The 4,653-nt window shown below is 41.7% G+C and carries 5 protein-coding genes; 2 read left to right on the top strand and 3 right to left on the bottom strand.

The window, feature by feature from the left end; genetic code table 11:
* Positions 1-998: DNA gyrase C-terminal beta-propeller domain-containing protein (locus tag PX481_RS14895; protein ID WP_288094857.1), on the top strand; the 998-nt coding region annotated here is incomplete at its 5' end.
* A 636-nt stretch (positions 999-1,634) separates the two neighbouring features.
* Entirely contained in the window at positions 1,635-2,318 is a 684-nt protein-coding gene (locus tag PX481_RS14890; RefSeq protein WP_002761772.1) for a YdcF family protein, read from the top strand.
* Between the two features lie 132 nt (positions 2,319-2,450).
* Here PX481_RS14890 and kdpC read toward each other — a convergent pair whose 3' ends face one another.
* The 3 genes from kdpC to PX481_RS14875 form a co-directional block, all read right to left on the bottom strand.
* Complete coding sequence (kdpC, locus tag PX481_RS14885) at positions 2,451-3,095, bottom strand: K(+)-transporting ATPase subunit C (RefSeq protein ID WP_002761773.1); 645 nt, start codon at positions 3,093-3,095, stop codon at positions 2,451-2,453.
* A 181-nt stretch (positions 3,096-3,276) separates the two neighbouring features.
* Complete coding sequence (locus tag PX481_RS14880) at positions 3,277-3,483, bottom strand: potassium-transporting ATPase subunit F (protein ID WP_287715551.1); 207 nt, start codon at positions 3,481-3,483, stop codon at positions 3,277-3,279.
* Positions 3,484-3,694: 211 nt separating this feature from the next.
* Positions 3,695-4,653: DNA cytosine methyltransferase (locus PX481_RS14875; protein ID WP_288094855.1), on the bottom strand; the 959-nt coding region annotated here is incomplete at its 5' end.

Genomic DNA, 4,653 nt, shown 5'->3' with positions numbered 1-4,653 from the left:
CAGAAGTTAAAAAACAGGAGAATAAAGTTAAGAAAAAGTCTGAGAGTGAGAATGAACCGATTTTAAGCCTATTTACGCCCCAAGAACCCCCAGAAAATGCGATTTTATTGCTTGATGCCGAAGATAAAATTAGTTGGACGACACCAGAAGAGCGAGTGCCGGACCAGGGTTTAATTATCTATCAACAGGCGATCGAAAAACGGGAAAATTTCCTAGTTATCCTCGATAATGCCAAAGCTTACCCGATTGCTACCCGGGAAGTCCCCCCACAAGCAAATCAACCGGTGTTAATCGACCGTCTGCTGACCAAAACCGCCCAAAAAGAGTCAGAAGCCGTGTTAAATCAATTTTTCTTGACAGAACCTCAAAAAAATCAAGAATTGCTTTTACTGAGTCAACAGGGGCGAATAAAGCGGCTTCCCATCGATGAATTAGAGGGGGTTGGTAGTCGGGGTTTGTCCCTGATGAAATTGAAAGAAGACGATCGCCTATATGCTGCTATTTTTACTCACGAGGGCCTGGACTTAGCGATCGCCACCAGTAGCGGTCGGGTGTTGCGTTATCCCGTGCGCGAGGAATTATTGCCAATGATGGGTAAATCTGCCCAAGGTTTGGCAATTTTGCGATTGCGCTACGGGGAACATCTAGCCGGCTGTGTTTCTCTCCCTCATCGGGAAAATCTGCTGCTGATTTCGGGATTGGGTTACGCGAAAAGACTGGCGATCGAGAATTTACGCTTATCACAATTAGGCGATCTTGGTTCACCCGCTTTACAATTCGTCAATAAACAGGATAGTTTAGCGGCCATGGTAGCGGCGCGGCCGGGGAGTATAGTGTTATTAAGTACCAATCAGAATCGAAAACTACCCTTAGAGGTAGAAACTGTGATGGTTACGGGTAAAGACGGGACAGGTTCACAATTAGTGAAACTCAACCCCACAGAAAAAATTATCAAAGCACAATTGTTACAGGACACCTCGAATAGGGGATTTTGTTAACAAAGTGTTGGTCGAGGAAATCTCCTAGATATACAGTGGTGAAGAGGGAATAATTTTAAATAACTAACAAGGCTCTCCGTCACTCAAAATTTGATTTTTTCGAGCTGTCTTAGAAATAACGCCCTGGTTATTGAGTAAAATTAAACTTTTTTTGCCCATCAACTTAAAAACTTGCGTTTTTTGGATCATCTTAGCATAGAGGACTGGGTAGTATGAGTTAAAGCAAAGTTGATTTGTTAATTTTGTCTATCAGTGTAATCTGGGTTAAGTCTCTCACTTTTTTCCCTGATCAATTACTAAGGGGTAAGCTTAGAGGCACTTCAGTTACATATCTTGATAATTCAAAAAACTCTCAACCGCTTATTAATCCTGCCTCCTGCCTTGCTAAAACGCATCTTAGATGCGTTTTAAGCTAAACGGCTTTTACTTCGGATCACCGATATAGACTCCAAAAGGGTTATAGCTATTGGATCATGCAGGTTAAGCGCCGTTTAGCTTAGCTTACCCCGATCAATTGGACTTATTGATAAAATCTTCGCACTAATTGAGAATAACCCAAGATTTCATGAGGGTTTCAGGCTGTGCAATACTGAAGTAAATCTATTTTTTGAGCTACCCTACATCGTCTCTAAGTCAATGGCGAAAAAACCGAAAAATGTTGCGCGTAAACACCGGCATTGGCAAAGATGGTTAAAACTAACTCTGGTCGCAGTTTTTGGGTTTATTATCTTTAATTTAGCGACTAATTTAGCCATCTGCTGGTCAATTAATCAACAAAAACCCGTTGAGGCCATCTTAGTTTTGGGGGGCAGCATTCGTCGGGAAATTTATGTAGCCAATCTAGCCCAGCAATACCCCGATATACCAATTTTAATTTCCCAAGGCTCGGAAGATCCCTGTATTTTATTACTATTTGAACGGGCAAAAGCGCCAAAAGCTAACGTCTGGTTAGAAAAGTGTGCTGATTCTACCTTCGGCAATTTTTTCTTTGCCGTGCCAATTTTAAAACAATGGGGAGTACATAAAGTAAAAGTTGTCACCTCTCCTACTCATTTACCCCGCGCTAAATGGTTAGCAGAAATTCACTTGCAATCCCACGGTATAGCAGTAGAAATCGATGCAGTCCGAGAAATTGGTATCCCCGGTAATCACGAATCAAAGCTAAAAACTGTGTTAGATCTGACTAGAAGTATAATTTGGGCTTTTGTGGGACAATTAATCCATCCCCCCTGTTGGCAAGTCATTCCCTTAAATTCCGTTGATTTGGAAGCTTGGCAAGATGAAGGTTTTCAATGTGAATCCCAAGGTAAGATCAGCTAAACAATACTCTCCCAGTTAGTTTTTTAGCGGCTGCATCCCATTTTTGTAAATCTACTAACTTGGGGTTTTTAAAGGCAAACTCTCTCTTCCCACTTTCCTATACCTTTTAAACAGGATTTAGCATCAGAAACCCTATCGGGAATTTGCGATCGCATCTAGAGCCAAATTCAGTTTCAGCAGGTTAACCCCCGGTTCGCCGAAGATGCCGAGAAAGCGATCATCGGTGTTTTTGGTAACGAGGATCTCCACTTGATTCGTCGGTAATCCGCGTGAGAGCGCCACCCGCTCGATCTGCGCTCTGGCGGCCTCCGGGGTGATGTGGGGATCGAGACTCGATCCGGAGGTATATACTAGATCTGCGGTGGGTTTAATTGTCGCTTTCTCTAATCGGGGAATCTCCCCCTCCAGTGCTTTTTGCGGGTCGGGATCGGGTTTTCCTTTAATTCGATCGATCAACAGGGGGTTACTGGGAGCTAGGTTACTCGCCCCCGAAATTCCGGTTTGCAGGACTTTGTTAGGATCGTTTTTCGGATCGGCCGTACTGTAGGCGGTGGTACTTGGACGACTATTGAAATAGCGATCGCTGGTGAAAGGTTGCCCAATTAGAGCCGAACCCACCACTTGACCTTGATTATTGGTAATTAAACTCCCGTTTGCTTGCCAGGGAAAAAGAATTTGACCGATGGCGATCATCGAGAAAGGATAGATCAGGGCAGTAATTACCCAGAGAACTAGGGTAGAACGGATGGCTCTACCGGCCTCGCGTGCAAAACTCATGATTAGACCTCTTAAGTCGGGTTTGCGGCAAAAAGTTTGTTGGTGGGGTTAGGAGTCAGGAGCCAGTAGTCAGGAGTCAGGAGAATTAAGAATAAACAACAATCAATGAAAGAGTCTATTTAGAGATTTTCTGCTTTTTCCCATTTTTGAACTCTCAAAAATTAATTGTGCCAGAAATCTCTTAAAACCTCTCGGGTATAAAAATGACAAGGAATAGGTAGATAAATAAAGCAAAGGCGACTAATCCTAAAAGGGTTAATGCGGAGGCTTGCCCCCTATCGATAGTGCTTCCCGTAGAAGCTTGAACGATGGAGGAGAAAAGAATTGTTAGATAGAAATTTAAGAAAATGTACCCAAAAAATCGGTATTTTCTAGGGGCTGCTTTCATAAGAATTAGAGTTTTTTGGAGATTTGTTTTTGCCAGTAAATCAAGAAAATAGCTGTAGTTGTCAAAAATTATCAGACACCCCCCTTATCAAGGGGGGATTAAGGGGGGATCGACACCCCCCTTATCAAGGGGGGATTAAGGGGGGATCGACACCCCCCTTATCAAGGGGGGATTAAGGGGGGATCAAAGACAAAATCTATTTTCAATTTAATTATAACCACTTACTTAGCTGTAGTTGTCGATAGGTTGTCTTGTTCTCCTTTTTCAATTCATAGTTAAGAATACATTGGCCCACATATCTAGCCAAATTAATAGGAACAGCATTGCCAATCATTTGTTCTAGATTAGATTTTGTTCCAGCAAAAATAAAGTCTTTAGGAAAAGTTTGAATATAGCTTCGCTCCCTCGTTGTTAGCGGTCTTAATTTTTCATGAAGATGACAAGCATCACCGGGATGTTGTCGATAGGTTTTGGGAACTGGTCGATTTACTCCTCGAATAGTAGGGCTAGGTTCATAAATACTGAATATCGCCCTTCTTTGATAGCTTCTAGGATGTCTATAATAGTATTCTATATCTAATTCTTTGCCCATATAGTCAAATACAGTCAGAGGTTGACTTGATAGATTTTCATTGATCTCATCGATTAAAAAATCATCTTCTTCCTTCATTTTACCGATCAGAAAATATCTTTTTCTAGTTTGAGGAACTCCGCAGTAACAAGAATTAATAACTTTTTCAGTTAAACCATAACCATGGCTTTTAAAAATTTGTTTTGCTTGAGTGAGTATTTTACTTTTCTCAATTCTATCCACATTTTCCATAACAAACCATTGCGGACTTACTCCAGTTACAATTTCGGCGAATGTGAGCGTTAGATTCGCTCGTCCTAAACCCTCGTCTCTCTTCCCAGCACTGGAAAAGTCTTGACAAGGAGGGCTGCCGACAATAATCTCAGGATTATATTGAGCAAATATTTCTTGGCTAGATTCTCTAGATAAATCGACATTAAATATCGGATGACTAAAGTTATTTCTATAGACATCTATAGCAGGTATCCAATTATCAAATGCGGCCACAATAGTAAACCCCGCTTTCTGGAAACCTAAAGATAAACCACCACAACCAGCGAATAAATCGATTGTGATCATTTTGCTCCCTCCTCTAAATT

The organism is Microcystis sp. M53603_WE2 (assembly GCF_030065435.1).
The sequence above is the reverse complement of the archived record's forward strand: the minus strand, read 5'-3'. Positions and strand labels throughout refer to the sequence as shown.

Excerpts from the sequence above, each read along its gene's own strand:
- PX481_RS14890 (WP_002761772.1), top strand. The coding sequence starts at position 1,635 with ATGGCGAAAAAACCGAAAAATGTTGCGCGTAAACACCGGCATTGGCAA.
- kdpC (WP_002761773.1), bottom strand. The coding sequence starts at position 3,095 with ATGAGTTTTGCACGCGAGGCCGGTAGAGCCATCCGTTCTACCCTAGTT.
- PX481_RS14880 (WP_287715551.1), bottom strand. The coding sequence starts at position 3,483 with ATGAAAGCAGCCCCTAGAAAATACCGATTTTTTGGGTACATTTTCTTA.